Raw genomic sequence first — 23,458 nt, forward strand, 5'->3', positions numbered from 1 at the left:
GTGGCATTCGCGGGACATGGGGCCACGGGGGAGTTGTCGAATGCGAAGTACATTGCAATGGCAGTGTCTTGAGCCTCAAGCTCCTGCAATCAGGGGTGATTCGGACACTTCACTCATTTAATGTCTTTCTGTGAAAGATGCGCGCTATGGGTGCCTATCTGACTCCTCCAGCCGTACTACAAGGCGAACATGACGTGAAGACCGGCGAGATCCTCGCGGAGGTGCGCGGCCGGCATCCGCAGGCGCCGTGGCTCTCCCGGATCGACGGCATCGCCGCGAGCACGGGGATCGACTCCCGCGGGTGGATGCTGCCGCTGGAGACGGCAGCGGCCCCCGGCGGCGGGCCGGGCCTGCGAACTCCCCGTGCGGGACAGGCCCGTACGGCACTGGCCGGCAGCGGGTTCACCGAGCACGAGGTGAACCGCGCGATCGCCGCGCTGGAGGCGATACCGGCCCCGCAGACCGTCCAGGAGCGCACCGCGCCGGCCTGGGCGGCCGTGCAGACGTACGGGGAACGCGCGGCCCGTGACGCGCTCCGGGCCGCCGGACTGGACACCGCCGACGTCGACTGCCTGATCACCAGCCACTCCACCACCCCGGCCCTGCCGGGACTTGACCTCTCCCTCCTCAACCGCCTCGAACTGCGCGACGACGTACTGCTGCTGCCGGCCACCCAGTGGGCCTGCATCGCCGGCACCCGGTCGCTGGCACTGGCGGCCGACCTGGTCGCCGCGGATCCCGACCGGGTGGTGCTGGTCGTGATATCGGAGGCGCTGAGCACCACCTACCAGCCCGCCGACGACACGCTGGAGTCGCTGATCGTGCGGCTCCTGTTCGCGGACACCGCCGTCGCCGTGGTGGTCACCGGCCGCCCCCGGCCGGAGTCGGTGCTGCGCCTGGACGCGGCCTGGCACCACACCCTGCCCGGCACCACCGACCTGCACCGGCTGGAGACCCGTGAGGACGGCACCCACTTCGTGATGGACCGCCGCGGGCCGCGCGCGGTCCAGCAGACAGTGGCCGCGATGTGGGAGTGGCTGCGCGCACGCCACCAGGACGACGGGCACTCCTGGCATCCCGATCTGCTGCTCGCGCATCCCGGCGGCACGCGGGTGCTGGAGTACATGGAACAGACGATGCCCGACAGCTGGCCGGAGGGGCTGCTGGCCTACAGCCGTGACAGCTACACCTCGGGCAACCGCGGCGGCGCCGCCGTACTCGACATCCTGCGCCGCGCGCACGACGCGGGACAGAAGCCGGGCAGCCGCACGGTGCTGTACGCGGCCGCGCCCGGGCTGACGGCCACCGCGCTGGAAGGGGAGTGGCTGTAGCGCAGGACCGCCGCTGTCGTCGCGGCACCGGCACTACCCCTCGAGTTCCGCCCAGACGGCCTTGCCGGTGTCGGTCCACCGCACGCCCCAGCGCGCGGTCAGCTTGTGGACGACGTGCAGACCCCGCCCGCCGTCGTCGAGCAGGTCACCGCGGCGCAGCCGCGGCCGGCCGTTGCCGCTGTCGCCGACCTCGCAGGTCAGCCGGGATCCGGCCCGCACCAGCCGGACCGTGACGGGCCCGGTGCCGAACCGCACGGCGTTGGTGACCAGTTCGCTCAGCACCAGCAGGGCGCCGTCCCGGGCCTGTTCGCCCAGGTGCCAACGCCGCAGCAGGGGAGCGGTCAGGGTGCGGGCGCGGGCGGCGGTGTCGTCACGGGCGGGCAGCCGCCAGGTGGCGGTGTCCCGGCTGCGCCGCCCGGCCATCCGGGCCAGCAGCAGTGTGACGTCGTCGCGCAGCGGCTCCGGCGGGCCCAGCCGGGCGACCACGCGACGCGCGGCCTGCTGCAGGTCGTCCCAGGGATGCACCTCGCGCACCACGTCCGTCAGCCTGCCGATGCCGTCGTCGATGGAGGCCGCCGGATCCTCCACCAGGCCGTCGGTGTAGAGGACGAGAAGCGAGCCGGGCGGCGCGGCGAACTCGTGCACCTCGAACGGCTCCCGTACGACGAACTCCGCACCGAGGGCCGGGTGCGGCTGCGCCGCGAGGGTCCCGGCGGAGCCGTCGGGAAGCACGAGGACCGGGGGCAGGTGGCCGGCGTTGGAGACCAGCACCCGGTGGTCGACCGGATCGTAGACCGCGATGCAGCACGTCGACCCCAGCGCGCTGTATCCGGCCGCGAGGCCCGCGTCGGTGTCGTCCAGCATGGTGACGGTCTCGTCCAGGCGCTCGAGCACCTCCCCGGGGCCGAGCCCCGCCGACAGCAGCGCCCTCGCCTCCATGCTCAGCTGGCCCATGGCCGCCGCGGCCCCCAGGCCGTGCCCCACAACGTCACCGACCACCAGCGCGGTCCTGTCACCCGGCAGCGGAAAGCTGTTCACCCAGTCACCGCCGACACCCGCGCTGTCCGGGGTGGTGGGCTCGTAGACGCTGGCGACCTCGATCGTGTCGCTGCCCGCCCGCGGCAGCAACCGGCGCTGCAACGCCAGCACCTGGGCGTGCTCACGCTGGTGCTGGCGGGCCAGGTCCACGTGCCGGGCGGTCTTCGCCACGAGTTCCTGCAGGTCGAGCAGTTCGGCGCCGTTGAAGCGGCACTCCGGCCGCCGCCAGACCTCCGTCACGCCGAGCACGATGGGCCCCGGCGTGCCCTCCGGTCCCTCCACGACCAGCGGGATGCAGGCGACGCTCACCGGCCGGTCCCCGGGCACCAGGGCGCGCACCAGCTTCGGATCGTCCAGCGCCCGCTCGATCGCCGCACGGTCCGGGATGACGACGGCCTGCGGGACGTCGTCGCGCATGACCGCATGGGCCAGCAGGCGGCTCGCCTCACGGGGGAGGTTGTCCCCGGGCGTCAGGTATCCCTCGGGCCACGCACGGTCCGGCACCAGGGCCGCCCGCCGCAGCCGGATGCGGTCCTGCGCCTGCTCGGTGACCGCCTCGCCGGTCCACACGGCGTAGTCGAGGTTGACGGCGGCCACGTCCCCCCAGGCCAGCAGGGACTGGGCCAGGGACTGTGCGGTCTCCCCGATGTCCAGGGACGTGCCGATCGCCGTGGCCGAGGCGTACAGGTGCAGCCGCTTGGCCATGGCGATCAGCGAGACCGTCAGACCGTCCTGCGGGGGTGCGGCCGGCAGGATGCTCATCGAGACCACCAGCTCCGACCCGTCGGAGCGCCGCACGCGCTGCACCCGGGCGACATGCGCCTCCCGCGTCTCGAGGACGCGCAGCAGCCGCTTCGTGACCGTCGGCACGTCCTCGGGCGGCAGCAGGTCGGCGAAAGCGGTCCCCGGCGCGGCGCTCACCCCGGCGAACGGGGCCGCGTCCAGGTTGGAGCCGCTGATCCGCAGATCCCGGCCGAGACCGACCACCCCGAGGATCCGTTCCCCGTCGTCGGTCTCGCCCTCGGCCCCCGGGGCGCGCTCCTCGTCCACCGCCTTCTTTCCGCCCTTCGGGATGTAATCCCCCAGGGCGCCGCTGACCGTGTCGAACGGCGAAGCAGAGGAGGGTGTGGGGTCCATGCAGCTCACACAGCTCGCTGACTCCGGCGTACCGGCAGATCTTCCCGAGTCCATGCGGGCAGGCCCCGAGAACCTCCCGCACATCTCATGGGTAACACAAATACCCTGCCCGCCGAAGGGATAAAAGTGATCAAAACAACACAAGCCGCAGGCGGCCCCGACGGCCACCGCTCGGGAAGGTCCTGCTGCTTGTAAAGGTTTCTTTAGAAAGATACCTTTACATCATGGACCGCAGACAGCTCACCGACCCGCGCGCCCTGCGCGCGTACGCCCATCCGTTCCGCCTGACGCTCATCGGACTGCTGCGCAGGGAAGGCGCGATGACCGCCACCAGAGCGGCCGAGCTGACGGGGGAATCGGTGGCCGGCTGCTCGTACCACCTGCGGATGCTGGCCAAGTACGGACTCGCGGAACAGACGGGGGAGGGACAGGGCCGGCAGAAGCCCTGGCGGGCCACGGCGCCGTCCACCTCCTGGCCCGGCTACACGGCGGACCCCGAGGTGCAGGAAGCCGCCACCGCCCTCAGCCTCGCGGTCGTCGAGCGGTACTTCACCGAGGCGACCCACTGGCTGGAGAACCGGCACACCGAGTCTCCGGACTGGCAGGAGGCGGCGCCACTGGGGGACGCCACGATCTTCGTCACCGCCGCCGAGCTCAAGGATCTCGGCGAGAAGGTGTGGGACCTGCTCCAGCCCTACGCCCGCCGGACCGACAGCCCGCAACTGCGCCCGGCCGCGGCCCGCCGCGTGTCGTACGTCCACTTCGGGCACCCGGCGCGGGAGTTCGGTACACCGGCGCGGGGCGAGGCGGAAGAGCCGCACCCGTGAGCGAGTCCGGGCGCTTACCCGCCCTGCTGCGCGAGCCGGTGTTCCGCCGCTACTGGACCGGACAGGCCGGAGTTCGGCTCCGGGTTCGGCGTCATGCTCCTGGACATCGCGGGTGGATCCCTGACCGCGTCGCTGATCCCGGACAGCCTCCGCTCCCGCGCCGCGGGAGCCGCCCGCCTCTTCAACTACGGCATCCGCCCCGTCGGCGCCCTGGCCGGCGGTTGGCTCGCCTCGGCGACCGGCCTGCGACCCACCCTGTGGATCGCGACCCTCGGAGCGCTGCTCGGCCTGGTGTGGGCGCTGCCGTGCGGGCTGCTCCGGCGCGCACGTCCCGCCCCTGAGGCGGAGAACGTGCAAGTCCCGCCCCTGAAGCAGAAAAACCGAGGCCCGGCGCTGCGCCGCGGCACCCGGGGATGATTGGCTGGCCCCGGCCGATTCCCACCCGATCCGGCTCCGCCGGCAGGAGGACCCCGCAGTCATGAGCAGTGCCTACGCCTACGAATACAAGGTCGTCACTTTCCGGGAGTCGCTGATCGGCGACGCGCTGGACAGCGACAAGCTGGAGAAGGTCCTCAACAAGCACGCCGAGGACGGCTGGGCCCTCAAGGCCATCACCTCCGCGGACGTCAAGGGCCGCATCGGTCCCGGAGCCGTCGAGGGCCTGCTCCTGACCTTCGAACGCCCGCGTGGCTGACCGGAACGCAACCGGCAGCAACTCGAACGCCCCCGGACCCGCCGAGGTCCGGGGGCGTTCGCCGTCCGCAAGCGGGCGAAAGACGACGTGATGATCGTCCGGGCTCCGCGGGCCGCCGCCGAGCACGGCGTGCGCACCGTCAGGAACACGAGCGTGTCGGCATGTTGCCCGTCGGACGACGTGGCGCCCGAGGCGCCTCATTCTTCACCCTGAGCCGTCCTGAGCCGTCGAACCACGGCGCCACGGCAACGCAAAAACTTGCGTGAATTACGTCCACTTGCGCCGCGGGGTGCAAGTGCAGTGTGCGACTCGTGTGTGGGGCCGGCTCGAGCACTCCCCAGCGAAGTTGCCTATCCAGCCCGCTCTTTGGGCATCGTGAGGGCTCTGGCGCGGGGTTTGCGCCCTCACCGTCACCGATGCCTGGGTGCTTCTGGTGAAATTTGTGCAGTCCTGGCTGTAGACGAGCACACATCGCTCTGTAATATTTCGATGAAACAATGCAAAAGTCTGCGCCTTGCTTCTCGTGCCACCCCACTGCACCGCACCGCACCTTTCTGCACCACTCCGTCAGGAACGAGCCGCCCTCGCCGCCCCCTCCGGCGTGCGAGCCTCCGCAGGAAGTGACCCCCGCATGACTCGACACGAGCCGAGATCCTGGAGACGGCGCACAGCGACCGCTGTGCTCGCCTCCGCCGTCATGGTTCTGGGCCTGCCCGCCGTCGGCGCACACGCGGCCGGCGGTCCGAACGCCGCCGCGAACGCCAGAACCACGGCAGGCAGTGCCCGCGCCGCACACGCGGCCGTCAACGTCACCGACGGCGACACCGACACCTACTGGCAGGCCGGGAAGAAGTCGGCCCAGTGGGTCCAGACCGACCTCGGGCGGACCCAGCGCGTCCGCGAGGTCGTGCTGCGGCTGCCCGAGCAGTGGCAGACCCGCAAGCAGACGCTGGCGCTCCAGGGCAGCGCCGACGGCAAGAGCTTCGCCACCCTCAAGTCGACGGCGCAGTACGTCTTCAGCCCGGGCGACGACAACACGGTGAAGGTCTCCTTCCCCGCGACCCTCGCCCGGTACGTGCGGGCCGACTTCAGCGCCAACTCGGTCACGGGCACCGCCCAGCTCGCCGAGATGCAGGTCCTCACGACCGCCGCCTCGACGCCCAACCTCGCCCTGGGCAAGACCTTCAGCGAGAGCGGGCACGCCGACGTCTACGGCGCGGCCAACGCCGGTGACGGAAACCGCAACACCTACTGGGAGAGCACCAACAACGCCTTCCCGCAGTGGCTCAAGGTCGACCTCGGCTCCTCGGTCCAGGTGAACCAGGTGACGCTGCGACTGCCCAGCGGCTGGCCGAGCCGCAACCAGACCCTCAAGATCCAGGGTTCCACGGACAACCAGAACTTCACCGACCTGTCGGCGTCGAAGGCGTACGCCTTCAACAGCTCCGACGACCAGTCGGCGACCATCAGCTTCGACACGACCACGACGCGGTACGTGCGGGCGTACTTCACCGCCAACGACGGCTGGCCCGCCGGGCAGGCGTCCGAGCTGGAGGTCTACGGACCGGCCACCGGCGACACCCAGGCACCCACCGCGCCGGCCAACCTGGCCTACACCGAGCCGGCCTCCGGGCAGATCAAGCTGACCTGGAGCGCGGCCACCGACGACACCGGCGTGACCGGGTACGACGTCTACGCCAACGGCCAGTTGCGGGCGAGCGTGGCCGGGAACGTCCTGACCTACACCGACACCCAGCCGGCCGGCACCGACATCACGTACTTCGTGCGGGCCAAGGACGCCGCGGGCAACGTCTCCGCCAACAGCAACAGCGTCACCCGCAAGGGAGCGAGCGGCGACACCCAGGCCCCCACGGCGCCCGGCAATCTCGCCTACACGCAGTCCGGCAGCGACGTGAAGCTCACCTGGCAGGCGTCGAGCGACAACGTGGCGGTCACCGGGTACGACGTCTACGCCAACGACCAGCTCGTCAAGACCGTGGCCGGCGACGTGACGACGTACACCGACACCCCGTCGGCGACGGCCACCGTCACCTACTACGTGAAGGCGAAGGACGCCGCGGGGAACGTGTCGGTGGCGAGCAACAGCGTCACCCGGCCCGGGAACGGCGCAGGCTCCGATCTCGCCCAGGGCAAGCCCATCGAGGCCTCCTCGTACACCTTCACCTACGTCGCCGCGAACGCCAACGACGGCCAGATCGGCACCTACTGGGAGAGCGCGGGCGGCGCCTACCCGGCCACCCTCACCACCAAGCTGGGCGCCAACGCCGATCTCAGCCAGGTCGTCGTCAAGCTCAACCCGGACCCGGCCTGGTCGACCCGCACCCAGAACATCCAGGTGCTCGGCCGCGACCAGGACGCGACCACCTTCACCAGCCTCGTCGCGGCGAAGGACTACACGTTCAACCCGGCCACCGGCAACACCGTGACCATCCCGGTCTCCGGCGCCGCCGCCGACATCCAGCTCAAGTTCGCCTCCAACACCGGCGCCCCCGGCGGGCAGGTCGGCGAGCTCCAGGTGATCGGCACCCCGGCCGCCAACCCGGACCTCAAGGTCACCGGCATCACCAACTCGCCCGCCGCCCCGGTCGAGTCGGACGCCATCACCCTCTCCGCCACCGTCACCAACAGCGGCAGCAAGGCGTCCAAGGCCACCGACCTGAACTTCACGCTCGGCGGCACCAAGGCGGCCACCGCCGACGTCCCGGCCCTCGCGGCGGGCGCCTCGGCGACGGTCACCGCGAGCATCGGCACCCGGGACGCGGGCAGCTACCCGGTCGGCGCCGAGGTCGACCCGTCCAACAAGGTCATCGAGCAGAACGAGGGCAACAACACCTTCACCCGCTCCGACGCTCTCGTCGTCAAGCCCGTATCCAGCTCCGACCTGGTCGCCGCACCGGTCGCCTGGACGCCCTCCAGCGCCTCGGCCGGCGACAACGTCGCCTTCACCGTGGCCCTCAAGAACCAGGGGACCATCGACTCCGCCTCCGGCGCGCACGGCGTCACCCTCACGGTCCAGGACGCGAACGGCGCCACCGTCAAGACGCTCAGCGGCTCCTACAACGGCACCATCGCCTCCGGACAGACGACCGCGCCGATCAGCCTCGGCTCCTGGACGGCCGTCAACGGCAAGTACACGGTGAAGACGGTCATCGCCGACGACACCAACGAACTGCCGGTCAAGCGCACCAACAACACCACCACACAGAACCTGTTCGTCGGCCGCGGCGCCGACATGCCGTACGACATGTACGAGGCCGAGGACGGCACGGTGGGCGGCGGCGCCAAGGTCGTCGGCCCCAACCGCACCATCGGCGACGTCGCGGGCGAGGCCAGCGGCCGCAGGGCGGTCACCCTCGACGCCACCGGCGAGTACGTCGAGTGGACGACCCGGGCCGCGACCAACACCCTGGTCACCCGATTCGCGATCCCGGACGGCACCGACGCCACCCTCGACGTCTACGTGGACGGCCAGTTCCTCAAGGCGATCGACCTCACCTCGAAGTACGCCTGGCTCTACGGCAGCGAGACCGCGCCCGGCAACTCACCCGGCTCCGGCGCCCCGCGCCACATCTACGACGAGGCGAACCTGCTCCTCGGCAAGACCGTGCCCGCCGGTTCCAAGATCCGCCTCCAGAAGGACGCGGCGAACACCGCCAGTTACTACGCCGTCGACTTCATCAACACCGAACAGGCCACCGCGATCGCCAACCCCGACCCGGCCGCCTACACGGTCCCGGCCGGCTTCACGCAGCAGGACGTGCAGAACGCCCTCGACAAGGTCCGCATGGACACCACGGGCAAGCTCGTCGGCGTCTACCTGCCCGCCGGCGACTACGACACCTCCAGCAAGTTCCAGGTCTACGGCAAGGCGGTCAAGGTCGTCGGAGCGGGCCCCTGGTTCACCCGCTTCCACGCGCCCGCCTCGCAGGAGAACACCGACGTCGGCTTCCGCGCCGAGTCCACGGCCAACGGCTCGACGTTCTCCGGCTTCGCCTACTTCGGCAACTACACGTCCCGGATCGACGGCCCGGGCAAGGTGTTCGACTTCTCCAACGTCTCGAACATCACCATCGACAACATCTGGGCCGAGCACATGGTGTGCCTCTACTGGGGCGCCAACACCGACAACATGACCATCTCGAACTCCCGCATCCGTGACACGTTCGCCGACGGCATCAACATGACGAACGGCTCCACGGACAACCACGTCGTCAACAACGACGCCCGCGCCACGGGCGACGACAGCTTCGCCCTCTTCTCGGCCATCGACGCCGGCGGCGCCGACGAGAAGAACAACCTCTACGAGAACCTGACGTCCACCCTCACCTGGCGCGCGGCCGGCATCGCCGTCTACGGCGGCTACGACAACACCTTCCGCAACATCCGCGTCGCCGACACCCTCGTATACTCCGGCATCACGATCTCCTCGCTGGACTTCGGCTACCCGATGAACGGCTTCGGCACCGATCCCACGACGATCGAGAACGTCTCCCTGGACAGAACCGGCGGCCACTTCTGGGGCTCCCAGGTCTTCCCCGCCATCTGGGCGTTCTCCGCCTCGAAGGTCTTCCAGGGCATCCGGGTCAACGACGTCGACATCGACGACTCCACCTACGGAGGCGTCATGTTCCAGACCAACTACGTCGGCGGCCAGCCGCAGTTCCCGGTGAAGGACACCATCTTCACCGACATCTCCATCACCAACTCCAAGAAGAGCGCAGACGCCTTCGACGCCAAGTCCGGCTTCGGCATCTGGGCCAACGAACTGCCCGAACCCGGTCAGGGTCCCGCCGTCGGCGAGGCCACCTTCCGCAACCTGCGGATGAGCGGCAACGCTCAGGACATCAGGAACACGACCACCACCTTCAAGATCAACATCGAGTAGCTCCCGAACAGCGGTGAAGGAAGGGGCGCCCCCGGCGGGGACGCCCCTTCCTGCCGCGCCCGGCCCCACCCTGGTGACCGGACCGCGGCTCCGGCGTCGAGGACGGCGTCCGGATCCCGCCGGTGTCCCGGGCAGGCCCGCGTCACGCTGCACACATGAATCCCGCCTTCCCTCCCCTTCCCATCCCCGCCGAGGCCCTGAAGGAACTGCGCGTCCACGACGACGCCGGGAACCCGCCACGCCCGTACCCGGACGACGAAGGCGGCGCACCGCTGCGCTGCTGCCTGCGGTCCAGTACCCGGGGCGAGAGGATCGCCCTGGTGTCCTACGCCCCGCTGCGCCGGTGGGCGGCGCAGACCGACGCCGATCCCGGGGCGTACGACGAACAGGGGCCGGTCTTCATCCACGCCGAGGACTGCGGCGGCCCGTCCGACGAGCACCCCGGCTACCCCTGGGCACGCCCCGGCGCCCTGCGCGTCCTGCGCCGCTACGACGGGCGAGGCCGCATCACGGGCGGCCGCATGCTGGAGCTCCCGGACGATCCCCACGCGGCCTTCGAGCACGCACTGGCCGAGGCGTTCGCCGACCCCGGGACCGCCCAGGTCCACGTCCGTGCCGTCGAATACGGCTGCTACCACTTCCGCGTGGACCGCCCCTGACGGCCCGATGCCGGGCGGGGCGCCCACGCCCTGCCCGGCACACCGGCACGGCCACTCGGCCGAGCCCGGCCCAGAACCCGGCCCGGCCTCGGCGCCGTTCCCACGGCCTGCTTTCCGGCCGGCTCACCCGTTGCGCAGTCTGCGCCACGTGTGCGGGCCGAAGATGCCGTCGACTCCCGGCGGACCCAGGGAGACGCCCCACGCGTGATCCCGAAGCAGGGCACGTACGCCGTCACCGCCGCCGTGCGGCGGTCGGCCGGTCACCGCGCGCCACAATTCCGGCGACATCGGCGATCATCCCCGGAATACTGGGTGCCCATGGACGAGGTCGAAGTCGTCGTCGCCCATTCCGAGCGCGCGACGCTGCGCGTCGGCGACGTGTTCCTGAAGGTGGACGCCGATCACGCGCGCATCGAGGTCGAGGTCGAGGCGATGGCCCTGGTGCCGGTCCCGACTCCGGAGGTCCTGTGGCGCAGGCCGCCCGTGCTCGCCCTCGCCGCCGTCCCGGGGACGGCTCTCGGCCGGCTCGGTCAGCCGTCGACCACATCGCCGGCGGCATGGGCCGCGGCGGGTGCCGCCGTCCGGCAGTTGCACGAGGCGCCGCTGCCGCCCTGGCCCGGCCGGCGCCGCCGGGGTCCCGACGAGCTGGCGGCGGAACTCGACGGCGAGTGCGCGTCGCTCGTGGCGCACGGCATCCTGCCCGCCGACCTGGTCACCCGCAACCGCCAGGTCGCCGAGGCCGCGATCCGGCCGTGGACCCCGGTGTTCACGCACGGCGACCTGCAGGCCGAGCACGTCTTTGTCGACGGCGACGAGGTCACCGGCATCATCGACTGGTCCGAAGCGGGCCGGGGCGATGCCCTGTTCGACCTCGCCACCCTGACGCTCGGACACGAGGAGCACCTCGGCGACGTCATCGCCGGTTACGGCACCGACGTCGACCTCGACGTGATCCGCGCGTGGTGGTCGTTGCGAAGCCTGCTGGGGGTGCGCTGGCTGGTGGAGCACGGCTTCGACCCGTCCGCGCCGGGCTGTGAGGTCGACGTGCTGAGATCCCGGATGTGAGGCAGCGCGGGCCGCACTGGTGCGCGTGCACCGAGGAGAGCCGGCACGTCACCGGGGACGGCGGGCAGGGAACCCCTGCCCGCCGTCCCCGGCTCCGCGTCCGGTCACTCCTCGGCGGCGGCCAGGGCGGCCAGCTCGCGGTTGACGGCGAGTTGGTGTGCCTCGGCGTCCATGCGCGCCTTCTTCGGGCTCCACCGGCCCGCCATCACGAAGACGAAGGGCAGGAAGACCACCTGGCCGCCGACGCAGATCCACCACCACGTGCGCCATTCGCCGGGCCCGTCCTTCGACGCCTTCTGGACCTTGGCGCCGTACTCCTGCAGCAGCTTCAGCTGCGGCCCGGCCTTCTGTACGACGGCGAGGTCGTCCGCGCCGACCTCCTTGACGGCGCGGGCGCTCAGTGCGGGAGGGGTGGTGGCGGGGGTGTACTTGTCGAGCTCGGCGAAGAGGCCCGGATGCGCATCGACGATCGCCAGCGCGGGTGCCGCCTGCGCCGAGGCGGCCTTGACCTCGGCGCCGTGCTCCACGAGCGGGGTCACGGAGGTGACCAGGACCGGGATGAAGGCCGCGGAGACGGCGACCACGATGCGCACGGTCCAGCCCCACACCGCCAGACCCGCCGCGGTGGCCGCAGGGTTGTGCTTCTCCACCGTCTCGGTGAAGCTCGCCATCCAGGGCGCGTAGGCGATGCCGCTGAAGACTCCGATGCCGACGAACAGCCAGGCGAAGGTGTAGTAGCCGGTCGTCGGATGGGTGGCGCGGGTGGCGAAGGCCGCGGTCACAGCGATCGAGCCAACCGCGCCGACGATCATGAAGGGCTTGCGCACCTTCAGCCGGTCCGAGACCAGGCCGACCAGGACCAGGGCGATGGCGTTCGCTCCCCAGTACCAGTTGGCCAGGGCGTTGGTGCGCTGCTCGCTGTAGCCGAAGACGGTCGAGAAGTAGACGACGAAGTTGCCGACCGCCGCGTAGTACAGCAGCAGGAACACGGCGATGGCGAAGGCCGAGCCCAGCACGTCCAGGCGCATCATCTGCCGCCACTCGCCGCGCCGCAGCGCCTCGGTGTCCAGCCCCTTGGCGCGTGCCTCGACCAGGGCCCGGTCCCGCAGGGTCACCATGATCTGGTCCCGCAGTGCCGGGGAGAGCTCGCGCAGCGCGACGACGGCGACGACGAGGACGACGAACCCGGCGATCGCCGAATAGCGCAGCTCGTCCTGCCAGGTGGCGCTGTCGAGGGTGTTGCTGGTGACGACGGTGACCACCAGGGAGCCGATGACCGGGCCCATCGTCCAGTACCCCATCGCGGTGGCCCGGCCGAGCTGCGGGGAGAAGTCCCTGATCAGCGCCGGGGTGGCGACCAGCACGATGCCCTCGATGAAGCTGACGAGCGCGAAGAGCACCAGGTAGGTGGTCTTGTTCGCCGCGTTCGGCAGGCCGAAGAAGACCAGCAGCGCCGCGACCAGCAGTCCGTAGACCACCAGATTCGCCCGGCCCCACCGGTCGGCAAGACCCGCCACGAGCGAGGCGAAGGCCCCGACCGCGTTGCCGATCACCGAGACCCAGATGAAGTAGCGGTACGTCATGCCGAAGTGCGTGATGATCGACGTCGCCACCGCGTACTGGATGTACAGCATGTAGTACAGGACGACGGTGGTGACGACCACGATCGCGAGGTACGCCATCCGGCGGCCGGTGGGCGGATAGTCGGTCAGTTCGCGGCGGTACAGCCGGGCCAGCGGGGTGCCGGCGGCGGAGGGTGCATCGGGTGCGGGTCTGTCGGCGGTGGGCGGTGTCGTGGCAGCGGACATGCGGCTCCTCCCGGGGATTCCGGAGACCGGGTGGTGCGCGTCGGCGCGACGAGGCCTCGCGCCGGCCCGGCTCCGGGAGCGTGGCCAGAGGGTAGTACCGACTGGTCGGTACGCCTAGGGGGTCTGCGTGGCCGAAATGCTTTGCCGGACGATCCGGTCACGTCTATCGTGCCGACGGTCGGAACGGGCGTTCTCGGAGGGCGCCCACAGGGGGAGCGATCGCCGTGGGTGTCTTCGTGGCCGTCAGGGGTTGGCTGGAGTGCGACGAGCGACAGCTCGCCCAGGTCAGAAGGATCGTCGAAGCGGACGATCCCGACCGGACGTACGGCGGCGGCTGGGCCTTTCCGCCGCGGCAGTACAACTTCGCCCACTGGGTCTTCTTCGGGGCCCATATGCGCGCCGAGTCCGTCGACCCATTCCTGGAGCGGCTGCAAAGCCTGGCGTGCATTCCGGCCTCCGACGACGACAACGACCTGATCCACGGTCTGTTTCTCGTCAGCCACGAGGTCGACGGCATGAGCGAGTGGCAGGTCCGCGACGGCACCGTCGTGGTCCAGGACGTCAGCGGGGCGTACGGGTTCCTGGACGAGTAGAGCGCGGGTCCGTGTGCAGCCCCGGCGCTACGCCGAGTCGCGCACCACGAGCTTCGGGTCGAAGACGACCGACGTCGCGTCGGTGCGGGCGCCGTGGATGTGCTCGTCGAGCAGGCGGGCCATCTCGGCCGCCATCTCCTCGACCGGCTGGCGGATCGTGGTCAGCCGGGGCCGGCAGGTCTCGGCGATGCCGGAGTCGTCGAAGCCGACGACGGCGACGTCCTCGGGCACCCGGCGCCCCTGCTCCCGTACGACCTGGCAGGCGCCCTGTGCCATGAGGTCGTTGGCGGCGAACACGCCGTCCGTGTCGGGGTGCCGGGCCAGCAGGTCCGACGTGGCCGCGAGACCGCTGTCCAGGGTGAACCCGCCCTCGGCGACCGGGACGTAGGGGTGGCCGTGGCGGGCGAGCGTGTCACGGAAACCCGCGAGCCGCTCCCTGCTCGCCTCCACGTCCAGCGGGCCGCAGACCGTGGCGGGGCGGCGGCAGCCGCGCGCGAGAAGGTGCTCCGCCGCGAGGCGTCCGCCGTCCCGGTGCGCCAGGTCCACGTAGCTGAGCGGGACCGGACGGGAGGGGCGGGCGAAGAGCACCGCGGGAAGCCGGGCGTCGGCGAGCAGGGCCGGCAGCGGGTCGTCGGCGTGGGTGGAGACCACGAGGGCGCCGTCGGCGCGGCCCTGGCGCAGATAGGTCACCACCTCCTCCCGGGCCTCGGCGGACTCGGCGAACATCAGGACGGGGTGCATCGAACGGGGGCGCAGGAAGCCGACGATCCCGCTGACGACCCGCCCGAAGAAGGGATCCGCGAACACCGACGTGGCGAAGGCGTTCTGGCCGGCGTCCGTGGTGTCCCCGGCGCCGGAGACCACCAGGGCGACGGTCTCGGACCGCCGGATCACCAGGGACCGGGCGGCCCGGTTGGGCGCGTAACCCGTCCGTTCGATGGCCCCGCGGACCATCTCCTGTATCTCCGGATCCACGTTGCGGATGCCGTTGACGACCCGGGACACGGTCGCCCGGGAGACACCGGCCTCCCGGGCGACGTCCTCGAGCGTCGGGGCCCGTCTGCTCATGCAGGCACCCTAACGGACCTGCGAAGCCTTCAGTAGAGCGCTCTCCCGGAACGGGCTCCGCCGCTCCGGGAGAGCCGCGTCCGTCAGGCGTAGACGCCGAACTCGTACAGCGAGTAGCCCCAACCGGTGCCCCGCGCGGTCCCGTTGACGCGGACGTAGCGGCCGGTCCCGGTGACGTCGAAGTCGTCGATCCCGCCGTTGCCGTCGGTCACGGTGTGCACGGTCTGCCAGTTCTGGCCGTCGTCGGAGGTCTGGATGGTGTACGCCTTTGCGTACGAGGCCTCCCAGGACAGCTGGACGTGCCGGAACGTGGTGCGGGTTCCGAGGTCGACCTGGAGCCACTGCGGGTCGCTCCAGTCACTGGCCCAGCGCGTGGCCTGGTTGCCGTCGACCGCGTTGGCCGCCGTGCACGGGCAGTCACCGTAACTCGCCTGGTACGACGAGGCGGTGGCGGGCCTGCCGCGTGCCACGTCGGTGCCGGACGGGACCGGCGGTACGACGCGGATCGAGCGCGTCTCCACGCCGACGTTGCCGTGCCCGTCCGTCGCCTTGACGTAGACCTTCCAGACGCCCGGCCGGTCGGGCGCGGTGAACCTCAGGCGGCCGCCGCCGAGGTCGGTGAAGGGCAGTGAGGCCAGGTTCTTGCTCTGGTCGATGTACATGCTGTTGTCGAGGACCTCGTAGGAGATCCGGTCGCCGTCGGGGTCGCCGGCCTTCACGGACAGGACGAGGTCGCGTCCGGCCTGCACCTGGCCCGCGCCGCCCTCCACGGTCAGGTCGGTGATGACGGGCGGGGTGTTGTCGTGGGCGGTGTCACCGCCGTAGGCCCGCTTCACGGCGTAGTACGACAGGCGCTTCTGGCCGGCGGGCAGCAGGTTGAACCAGATGCCGCCGAAGTCGTACTCGGTGCCGTAGTGGAACATCGTGGCACCGAGCGCGACCCCCTGGTGCCCGGTGACGCAGTTCCACGCACGGGTGTAGCCGTCGGCCTTCGCCTGGTCGGAGGGCTCCAGCGGGACCCCGTTGGCGTCGTCCGGGACCTCCCACTCGCCGGCCGGCCCGGTCTCGGTGACGATGTAGGGCTTGGTGTAACCCCCTTGCTGCCAGGCGGCCTTGACGTCGCAGACCGCGTTGTAGGAGTTCACGGCGTACAGGTCGAGGTCCGGCGCGTTCTTCTTGAAGTAGGGCCAGGCGCCGGCCCAGGCGTCGGTGGACGTGACCGGGTGGTTCGGGTCGATGGCGTGGATCTTCTTGGTGATGTCGTTGACGAGGGTGGTGTAGGCGTCGCGCTGCCTCTCCAGTTCGTCACCGCTGTAGCAGTTCTGCAGGCCGAGGACCGACTCGTTGCCGACGTCCCACATGAGCACGCCGGGGTTGTCCTTGTAGGTCTGCACCCACGTGGGGAACTCGTCGAGCACCTGGTTCCGGTAGGCGGTGTCCGTCAGGTAGTTGACGCAGCCGCCGCTGCCGGGACCGCCGCCCGGTTGCAGCCAGAAGCCCGCGATCACCTTGATGCCGTGCGCGGCCGCCGAGTCGAACAGCGGCTTGCTGGTGGCGTCGGTGCCCCAGGTGCGGATCGTGTTGACGCCCATGGACGTGAGGTCGGGCATGTACTTGTCGGCGTCCGAGACGCTCGGACCCCAGGTCAGGCCCTTGATCTGGTACGGCTGGCCGTCCACGGTCAGCTGCCAGGCGCCCTGGCTGCCGGTGACCTTGACGACACTGCCCGCGGCGTGCGCCTGGGCGGCGGGCAGCGCGGCGAGGAATCCGGCGGCCAGGACACCGGCGGTCAGGGGTGCAGCGATGCGGCGGGTGCGGGAACCGGTGCGGGTGCGGGGTCGTGGGGTCATGAGCGAGCTCCTCACGGCAGTCGGTAGTGCTCGTCGAGTGCGGCGCCCGCCTCCGGGTGGGTCTCGTCGTAGCCGCGCGCGTCGCACTGGAGCCCGCCGACGATGCAGTGGTCGACCAGCGCCTGGAGGGTGCGGTCGTCCCACGCGTTGAAGAAGTCGTAGTGGAAGCTGTGCCCCGTCCCGCTGGAGAGCCGCACCTTCGACATGTCGCCGTTGACCGGGAAGGCCATCTTGAACTCGATCATCGGCAGGGCCACCGGGTGGTCGGCCGGGCAGATGTTGTCGTTCGTGCCGGGCTTGACCACGGGGTAGGCCATGTGGCTCTTGTGGTCGGGCGTGTCGAGGTACCTGCCGTCCCAGCAACTGGGAGCCTGGAAGCGGATGTTGAGCTGGACATCGGCCCGGTTGGGACAGCTCGCCGGGAACTCGGTGTTGAAGTAGCTGTCACCGCACTCCCAGCCCTCGACGAAGCCGGGGTGGCTGCGGAACTCGTCGGCGCTCTGCAGGGGGCTGCCGACGACGAAACGCAGGCCCTTGGGGAAGGGCCGGACGCTGGTGTAGTCGGTGACGCCTGCCTTGTAGTAGATGACCTGCGGGCCGACGGGCAGGATCTGCTGGTCGCCGTTGTACAGGGTGGGCATCCAGTAGCCGGACAGGTCGCCGGGGGCCTTGCACGTGGTGCCGCCGGCCGACAGCGAGGCGGTGGTGCTGTACGCGTCGGTCGTGGTGTTGCCCATGAAGGTGTGGTCGTGGGACTTGCCCGGCTGCTGCGGGTAGACGATGGGGTCGTCCGGCCTGGTGCGGGTGACCGAGCAGTTCGCCTGGAACTCGTGGAAGTAGCGGTGCGGCGGGTCCTGGGTGGACGGTGTCACGCCGGTGACCTGCGGGTTCGCCAGGATGTAGCCGTCGCCGTCCGGATCCTCCGGGGAGGTGGCCGTGGACGCGGCCATGGCGTGACCGGAATGGGTGGCCGCGAACGACCGCGCGGCGGCGCTGTGCGGTGCGGGCGGCCCGGCACTGACGGCGATGCCGCCGAGGCCGAGCGAGGTCAGCAGGAGCGCGCCGGTGATCAGCGTGGCTGACAGGCCTTTCGATCTCCGTGGCATGGAGACCTCCTCCTGAACGGTGGGGGTGGCAGAGGCCGTCGCCGGGCGACCCCGTGACGTGACGTCAGGCGGGGCTGACGCGAGGGGGCGCCGGGAGACGTTCGGGAGAGCGCTCTCCCGCCGAGGAGTGTTGAGGCCGTGTCATCGAGGTGTCAAGGGATCCGGCAGAAGAGGGCCCGGAAAGATTTCAACTCCCCAAGGCTTGCCGGACGTTGGGTATCACAAGTTAAATCAAGATGTGAACTAAGCGCTGCGGCGGCTTTCTTGACGCATCCTCGGAGGCCGTCATGAGACTTGGGTCCGCGGGCGTCGCCCTCGCCGTGGCGCGGCGACGCCCGCTCTGCCGCTCACCGGAGCCCCGCGCCCCGGCAGGGGACTCGCCTGTGCCCCGGCGGGGGACTCAGTAGACCGTGACGTCCCAGTGGTTGCCCTCGTCGCAGTAGAGGTTGCCGGAGGCGGCCTGCCACTGCGGGTAGCCGTCGCCGCGGTAGCCGATGTAGGTGAAGCTGTTGTGCACATAGCCGTCCAGGCACGAGTTGTGCGCCAGATCGACCTTGTAGCCGTTGTAGTGGCTGTAGGTGCCGGACGCGTGGCCGACCTCCGTGCCGCCGGTGATGTTGATGGCGCAGCCGCTGGCCCGCTTCAGCGTGATCATGGCGTCGACCGTGCCGGAGTTGATCTGGTCGAACGACGTGCACGTCGAGTTGGAGCGAGTGGTGCAGTTGCCGCTGGAGCTCCAGGTGATGCCCGCGGCGGAGAGCTTCGCGGCCGCGGCCGACTGGGTCATCTTGGTGCCGCTGGCCTGGGCGGCCGGAGCCGCGACGGCGAGGGCGGCAGCCGTGAGCAGGGCGGGGACGGCGAGCCGGCTGGGACGGATGGGCACGGAGCCTCCTGAGGTGAGGGGAGGGGCGGGACCTGCTGACCTGGCGCCCTCACGCTAGCGGGAATCGACGCCCGGGCAAGTGCGCGTCGTCGCCCCGGTCGTGGGCCCGCCGCCCGCCCGCGCGGGGCGCCGGGGCGGACGCGCGGAGGACACGCTCGTCAAGAGATATGGACTGCGCGTTCATTTCGTGATTATATGAACGAGTCGTTCATTTAGGCGCGCCAGAAGAGGAGACCCTCATGAGCACCCCCACCATCGACCGTGTCGCACTGGTCACCGGAGGCTCGGGCGGCATCGGCCGCGTCGCGGCCGAACGGCTCGCCCGGGACGGCTTCGCGGTCGCCGTGCAGTACGCGGGAAACAAGGCCAGGGCCGAGGAGACCGTGGCCGCGATCACCGCCGCCGGCGGCCGGGCCCTCGCGGTGGGCGGCGACGTCGCCGACGAGAGCGCGATGAGCGCGGCCTTCGACGCCGTCGAGTCGGCCTTCGGCGGCATCGACGTGGTCGTGAACACCGCCGGCATCATGATCCTGGCCCCCATCGCGACGTTCGACCTCGCCGACCTCGACCGGATGCACCGCACGAACATCCGCGGCACCTTCGTCGTCTCCCAGCAGGCGGCACGCAGGGTCCGCCCGGGCGGCGCGATCGTCAACGTCTCGACCTCCGTGGTCCGCACCCAGTTGCCGGGCTACGGCGCCTACGTCGCCAGCAAGGCCGCGGTCGAGGGCCTGACCCTCATCCTCGCCCGTGAGCTGCGCGGCCGGGACATCACCGTCAACGCCGTCGCACCCGGTCCCACCGCCACACCACTGTTCCTCGAGGGCAAGGACGACGCCACCATCGCGAACTTCGCCAAGGCGACCCCGCTGGAGCGGCTCGGCGAGCCCGGGGACATCGCCGAGGTCGTCTCGTTCCTGGCCGGTCCCGCGCGCTGGGTCAACGGACAGGTCCTCTACACCAACGGCGGACTCGCCTGACCCCCGCCGCGCGCACCACCCCGCCCCCCCCGCACTGTCATCCCGGAAAGGAACCACGCCCATGTCCACCACCGGCACCATCGTCGTCATCACCGGCGCCTCCAGCGGTTTCGGAGCACTCACCGCCCGTGCCCTGGCGGACGCCGGCCACACCGTCTACGCCGGCATGCGCCAGACCACCGGCCGCAACGCGCCCCAGGTCCGGGCCGCCGCCCAGTACGCCGACGAGCACCACGTCGACCTGCGGTCCGTCGAACTCGACGTGAACTCGCAGCACTCGGTCGACACCGCCGTCAAGTGGATCGAAGCCGAGCACGGCCGCATCGACGTGCTGATCCACAACGCCGGGCACATGGTGACCGGGCCCGCCGAGGCCTTCACCCCCGAGCAGCTGGCCGAGCTCTACAACGTGAACGTCCTGTCCACCCAGCGCGTCAACCGCGCCGTGCTGCCGGGCATGCGCCGGCGCAGGCGAGGACTGGTGCTCTGGGTGTCCAGCAGCAGCGTCAAGGGCGGCACCCCGCCCTACCTCGCCCCCTACTTCGCGGCCAAGGCCGCCATGGACTCCCTCGCGGTGTCCTACGCCGGCGAACTCGCCCGCTGGGGCGTGGAGACCTCGATCATCGTCCCCGGCTCGTTCACCAGCGGCACCAACCACTTCGCCCACTCCGGCCGCCCCGACGACACGGCCGTGGAGGCCGAGTACGAGACCAGATACGCCGGCCTGATGGACCAGGTGGCGACCAAGCTCGCCGCCCTCGCCCCCGAGGGCGCGACCGCGTCGCTGGTCTCCGACGAGATCGCCCGCATCATCGCCCTGCCCGCCGGACAGCGCCCCTTCCGCGTTCACATCGACCCCGCCGACGACGGATCCAAGGAGGTCTCCGAGACTGCCGACCGCATCCGCCGTGAATTCCTCACCCGCATCGGCCTCGCCGACCTGCTCACCGTCCAGCGCTGACACCCCGAGCCGGGACGGGCGAGGGACGTCAGCCCTCCCCGTCCCGGCTCCCCACACCACCGGGGCAATAACCATGACCACCATCGAAACCCCGGCCGCCATCCAGACGTTCATCGAGGCGACCAACCGCGGCGACGCCGAGGCGTTCGCCGCCGCGTTCACCCACGACGCCGAACTCGACGACTGGGGCCGCGCATACCGCGGCCGCGACGGTGTGCGCGCCTGGGACCGGACCGACAACATCGGCGTGCAGGCGCACTTCACGCTGGACGCGATCGAGCCCGGCGCGTCGGCCGACACCTATGTCGCGACCCTGACCGTGACCGGCAACGGGTACAACGGCACCGGCCCCATGACCTTCCGCCTGCGCGACGGCCTGATCGCGAGCCTGCGGATCGCTCCGTGACACCGCCGCGACCAGTGCCGTCCAGGACCGGGGGCGGGTGCGCGAACCCCGCCGGCTGCGGGGATCACGCACGTTCGGCTCATGCCAGGGCGAACTGCTGGGCGCCGGAACCGTTGCAGTCCCAGATCTGCAGCCGGGTGCCGTTCGCGGTCGCGCCGGAGGGTGAGTCGACGCAGCGGCCGGTGGTCGGGTTGTACAGCGAGCCGTCGGCGTTGGCGACCCAGTTCTGATAGCCCCCGCCGTTGCAGGTGGCCAGCTGGAGCTTCGTGCCGGCCGTGCTGACACCGCCCGCTATGTCCAGGCATCTGCCGAGGGTGCGCAGGGTCTGGCCGTTCCAGGTCCACTTCTGGTCGAGCGAGGTCGCCTGCTGGCAGTCCCACAGCTGGACCGCGGTGCCGTCGCCGCCGGTGTCGTCACCGGCCACGTCCACGCACTTGCCGCCCGGACCGTAGATGGGGGTACCGATGGCGAACTGCTGGGCGCCGGAGCCGTTGCAGTCCCAGATCTGCAGCCGGGTGCCGTTGGCCGTGGCGCCCGACGGCGAGTCGATGCACCGGCCGCTGGCCGGGTTGCGAAGAGTGCCGTCGGCCTGCCGCACCCACGACTGGTAGCCGCCGCTGTTGCACGTGGCGAGCTGCAGCTTGGTCCCCGCGGCGCTGTTGCCGCCCGCTATGTCCAGGCACTTGCCGAGGGTCTGCAGGGTCTGGCCGCTCCACGTCCAGTGCTGGTCCCTGGCCGCCGACTGGCAGTCCCACAGCTGGACCGCGGTGCCGTCGCCGCCGGTGTCGTCACCGGACACGTCCACGCACTTGCCGCCAGGACCGGTGATCGTCTGGCCGGTCACCGAACCGCCGCCACCTTCGGAGCCGGGACCCTTGTTGTACACGGCCACCGAGTCGACGACCAGCTTGCCGCCGGAGACCGTGGCCGCGTTCGGGCCCCCGCCGAACGCGTCGGGGAACCCGCCGCCGATCGCCAGGTCGTAGATGATGAAGAAGGGGTGGTCGATCGCGTCGGACCAGGTCGTCGCGTCCACCTGGTTGGCATTGACGGTGAAGAAGTTGTTCCCGTCGAGGTAGAACCGGATCTGTTCCGGCGACACCGAGCGGTCGATCTCCACCGCGTAGTCGTGGAAGCCGGTCTGGCAGCCGGAGCAGGCGCGCTCACCCGATCCGATGCCGGTCGACTCGTTGCACGGGCCGCCCGGGTTCACCCCGCAGTGGATCGTGCTGAAGACGGAGCCGCGGCCGTTGATGTCCTCCATGACATCGACCTCGCCGGACTTCGGCCAGGTCACACCGGAGCGCAGCGGTGCGCCGAGCATCCAGAACGCCGGCCAGTAGCCCGCGCCGTTGGCGGTGGTGACGTTGGGCTGCTGCAGGACGGACTCGATGCGGACGACTCCGCCGGCCGGAGCTCCGAAGGACGCAGACTGGGTCTCCACGCGCCCCGAGGTCCACCCGCTGCGCGGATCGGAACCGGAGTGCAGGGCCTGGAGCACCAGGTGGCCCTGACCGTCGTAGTAGACGTTCGAGGTACTGCTGGTCATGGTCTCGATCTCACCGGTGCCGAAACTGCTGCCCGGCCCGGTGTCGTACTTCCACAGGCTCTGGTCGATGCCGGTGCCGGACGCGCCGTTGAAGTCGTCGCTCCAGGTGAGCGAGAAGCCCGCCGGCGTCGGGGGCACGGCCGCCTGGGCGGTGAGCGAGCCGGTGACGGTGGCCGCCACCATGAGCGCGACCACGGGAATGAGACCGAGGGTCCTTCTCCATCTGCCGCGCAGTGGTCTTACCGACCGCAATGTCATGTACCTGACCTCCAGTGATGTGAACGACGGCAGCGAAACAGGCCGGACAACCGGCCCTACCCGAACTGCCACAGGTGGTCGGCGGTCCCGTTGTCGTCGTACTGGACGACGTGTGCGCTGTCGGCGGTGGACATGAGGTCGACGCCGAGGACCTTGCCGGAGTTCTTGTTGCGGATGCGGTACCAGCCGTCGCCGTTGTCGATGAGCTGCCAGAGGTGGTCGGCGGTGCCGTTGTCGTCGAATTGGACGACGTGTGCGCTGTCGGCGGTGGACATGAGGTCGACGCCGAGGACCTTGCCGGAGTTCTTGTTGCGGATGCGGTACCAGCCGTCGCCGTTG

19 protein-coding genes are annotated in these 23,458 nt (G+C 70.6%); 11 read left to right on the forward strand and 8 right to left on the reverse strand.

Annotated elements, in window-relative coordinates; genetic code table 11:
* Positions 1 to 146 precede the first annotated feature (146 nt).
* Positions 147 to 1,331 carry a beta-ketoacyl-[acyl-carrier-protein] synthase family protein gene (locus ACZ63F_RS05830; RefSeq protein ID WP_469709028.1) on the forward strand — a complete coding sequence of 395 codons (1,185 nt, stop codon included), beginning with the start codon at positions 147 to 149 and terminating at the stop codon, positions 1,329 to 1,331.
* A gap of 33 nt (positions 1,332 to 1,364) precedes the next feature.
* Here the strand turns inward: ACZ63F_RS05830 and ACZ63F_RS05835 are convergent, their stop codons facing one another.
* A complete protein-coding gene (locus tag ACZ63F_RS05835) occupies positions 1,365 to 3,506 on the reverse strand; it encodes an ATP-binding SpoIIE family protein phosphatase (protein ID WP_469709030.1) in 2,142 nt (713 codons plus the stop codon).
* 224 nt (positions 3,507 to 3,730) lie between these two features.
* Between ACZ63F_RS05835 and ACZ63F_RS05840 the strand changes: the two genes are divergently transcribed.
* From ACZ63F_RS05840 to ACZ63F_RS05865, 6 genes are all read left to right on the forward strand, one after another.
* Positions 3,731 to 4,333, forward strand: a complete 603-nt coding sequence (locus ACZ63F_RS05840; RefSeq protein WP_469709032.1) for a winged helix-turn-helix domain-containing protein — start codon at positions 3,731 to 3,733, stop codon at positions 4,331 to 4,333.
* A 93-nt stretch (positions 4,334 to 4,426) separates the two neighbouring features.
* The gene (locus ACZ63F_RS05845; protein ID WP_469709034.1) at positions 4,427 to 4,750 is read left to right on the forward strand and encodes a hypothetical protein; all 324 of its coding nucleotides are present in this window, start codon (positions 4,427 to 4,429) and stop codon (positions 4,748 to 4,750) included.
* Between the two features lie 61 nt (positions 4,751 to 4,811).
* Entirely contained in the window at positions 4,812 to 5,027 is a 216-nt protein-coding gene (locus ACZ63F_RS05850) for a DUF4177 domain-containing protein (RefSeq protein ID WP_089106991.1), read from the forward strand.
* Between the two features lie 631 nt (positions 5,028 to 5,658).
* Positions 5,659 to 9,933: a galactose-binding domain-containing protein gene (locus tag ACZ63F_RS05855; RefSeq protein ID WP_469709036.1), complete on the forward strand. Its 4,275-nt coding sequence runs from the start codon at positions 5,659 to 5,661 to the stop codon at positions 9,931 to 9,933.
* A 155-nt stretch (positions 9,934 to 10,088) separates the two neighbouring features.
* A complete protein-coding gene (locus ACZ63F_RS05860) occupies positions 10,089 to 10,592 on the forward strand; it encodes a DUF1203 domain-containing protein (protein WP_469709037.1) in 504 nt (167 codons plus the stop codon).
* A gap of 318 nt (positions 10,593 to 10,910) precedes the next feature.
* The gene (locus ACZ63F_RS05865; RefSeq protein ID WP_469709040.1) at positions 10,911 to 11,657 is read left to right on the forward strand and encodes an aminoglycoside phosphotransferase family protein; all 747 of its coding nucleotides are present in this window, start codon (positions 10,911 to 10,913) and stop codon (positions 11,655 to 11,657) included.
* Between the two features lie 104 nt (positions 11,658 to 11,761).
* Here ACZ63F_RS05865 and ACZ63F_RS05870 read toward each other — a convergent pair whose 3' ends face one another.
* Positions 11,762 to 13,465, reverse strand: coding sequence for an MFS transporter (locus ACZ63F_RS05870; RefSeq protein WP_469709042.1), 1,704 nt, complete (start codon positions 13,463 to 13,465; stop codon positions 11,762 to 11,764).
* 224 nt (positions 13,466 to 13,689) lie between these two features.
* Between ACZ63F_RS05870 and ACZ63F_RS05875 the strand changes: the two genes are divergently transcribed.
* Positions 13,690 to 14,058, forward strand: a complete 369-nt coding sequence (locus ACZ63F_RS05875) for a hypothetical protein (RefSeq protein WP_469709044.1) — start codon at positions 13,690 to 13,692, stop codon at positions 14,056 to 14,058.
* Between the two features lie 27 nt (positions 14,059 to 14,085).
* Here the strand turns inward: ACZ63F_RS05875 and ACZ63F_RS05880 are convergent, their stop codons facing one another.
* From ACZ63F_RS05880 to ACZ63F_RS05895, 4 genes are all read right to left on the reverse strand, one after another.
* Entirely contained in the window at positions 14,086 to 15,126 is a 1,041-nt protein-coding gene (locus ACZ63F_RS05880) for a LacI family DNA-binding transcriptional regulator (protein WP_352357403.1), read from the reverse strand.
* 83 nt (positions 15,127 to 15,209) lie between these two features.
* Positions 15,210 to 16,976, reverse strand: a complete 1,767-nt coding sequence (locus ACZ63F_RS05885) for a discoidin domain-containing protein (protein WP_469709046.1) — start codon at positions 16,974 to 16,976, stop codon at positions 15,210 to 15,212.
* 11 nt (positions 16,977 to 16,987) lie between these two features.
* Complete coding sequence (locus ACZ63F_RS05890; protein WP_469709048.1) at positions 16,988 to 18,082, reverse strand: DUF1996 domain-containing protein; 1,095 nt, start codon at positions 18,080 to 18,082, stop codon at positions 16,988 to 16,990.
* Positions 18,083 to 18,482: 400 nt separating this feature from the next.
* Positions 18,483 to 18,965 (reverse strand): hypothetical protein, encoded by a 483-nt coding sequence (locus ACZ63F_RS05895; RefSeq protein WP_457694486.1) that lies wholly within the window; start codon positions 18,963 to 18,965, stop codon positions 18,483 to 18,485.
* Between the two features lie 239 nt (positions 18,966 to 19,204).
* On the opposite strand from ACZ63F_RS05895, the gene ACZ63F_RS05900 reads away from it, so the two are divergent.
* The 3 genes from ACZ63F_RS05900 (at position 19,205) to ACZ63F_RS05910 (ending at position 21,312) form a co-directional block, all read left to right on the forward strand.
* Entirely contained in the window at positions 19,205 to 19,945 is a 741-nt protein-coding gene (locus ACZ63F_RS05900) for an SDR family oxidoreductase (protein WP_469709051.1), read from the forward strand.
* Positions 19,946 to 20,006: 61 nt separating this feature from the next.
* Positions 20,007 to 20,906, forward strand: a complete 900-nt coding sequence (locus ACZ63F_RS05905) for an SDR family oxidoreductase (protein ID WP_469709053.1) — start codon at positions 20,007 to 20,009, stop codon at positions 20,904 to 20,906.
* A 73-nt stretch (positions 20,907 to 20,979) separates the two neighbouring features.
* Positions 20,980 to 21,312, forward strand: a complete 333-nt coding sequence (locus ACZ63F_RS05910) for a nuclear transport factor 2 family protein (RefSeq protein ID WP_469709054.1) — start codon at positions 20,980 to 20,982, stop codon at positions 21,310 to 21,312.
* A gap of 79 nt (positions 21,313 to 21,391) precedes the next feature.
* Here the strand turns inward: ACZ63F_RS05910 and ACZ63F_RS05915 are convergent, their stop codons facing one another.
* Positions 21,392 to 23,056 carry a ricin-type beta-trefoil lectin domain protein gene (locus tag ACZ63F_RS05915; protein WP_469709056.1) on the reverse strand — a complete coding sequence of 555 codons (1,665 nt, stop codon included), beginning with the start codon at positions 23,054 to 23,056 and terminating at the stop codon, positions 21,392 to 21,394.
* Positions 23,057 to 23,175: 119 nt separating this feature from the next.
* Positions 23,176 to 23,458, reverse strand: a 283-nt coding sequence (locus ACZ63F_RS05920; protein ID WP_457735981.1) for an RICIN domain-containing protein, incomplete at its 5' end; no start/stop codon positions are given.

The sequence above is a fragment of the Streptomyces sp. NPDC104761 genome, from assembly GCF_055583445.1.